Raw genomic sequence first — 640 nt, 5'->3', positions numbered from 1 at the left:
CGCCGCCTTCACCATCTTGAAGGTTGAGCATGCCATCTCCATTGGTGTCGAAAGCAGCAAAGTCGTAGCCATGCATGTCAAAGGCGGTGCCGTCGTTCTCTGCGTTGTGGCTTTCTAAATCCAAGTAATCTGGAATGCCATCACCGTCAGAATCTGGGGCAGGGTCGACGCTGGCTTGTAGGTCAATGCTATCGACCATCAGATCACCGTCCGCATCGGTCAGACCGGCTTCGACCACATCAGGAATGGTGTCGTTGTCTGAGTCCAAATCGATATCGTTGGTCACGCCATCGTTGTCAGCATCTGCGGTTAAACCAGCGCCGGAAAGCGGGGTGAGGGTGATATCGGTCAAGCTAATAGCGCCACTGTAGAAGCTCGAATCAACGTAGAAGTCCGGCGTTTCTCCGCTGTAAGCGACTGACCGAATTTCGCTGTCGTTATAGAAGTAACGGACGGTGCCGTTGTTCACTTCAATCGATAGGGTATCGTTAGCGGAAACGCCGTTGTAACCCCCTATGTAAGCGCCGCTTTCATAGATATAGAGGTAGCTACCGGATAAGTAGAAGGCATAGTCAATGTCGACGTACGAGGCGCTGCTTTCAGCATTGCCTAACCCAAACATGTTGTAGGTACCTACTGA

At 51.7% G+C, this 640-nt stretch carries 1 pseudogene; it reads right to left on the bottom strand.

Features of this window, described 5'->3' with window-relative positions:
- Positions 1–640 (bottom strand): annotated as a pseudogene (locus tag LRP50_RS25430) (hypothetical protein); the annotation flags it as partial.

The sequence above is a fragment of the Enterovibrio gelatinilyticus genome, assembly GCF_028683095.1.
GTDB lineage: Bacteria > Pseudomonadota > Gammaproteobacteria > Enterobacterales > Vibrionaceae > Enterovibrio > Enterovibrio gelatinilyticus.
The sequence above is the reverse complement of the archived record's forward strand: the minus strand, read 5'-3'. Positions and strand labels throughout refer to the sequence as shown.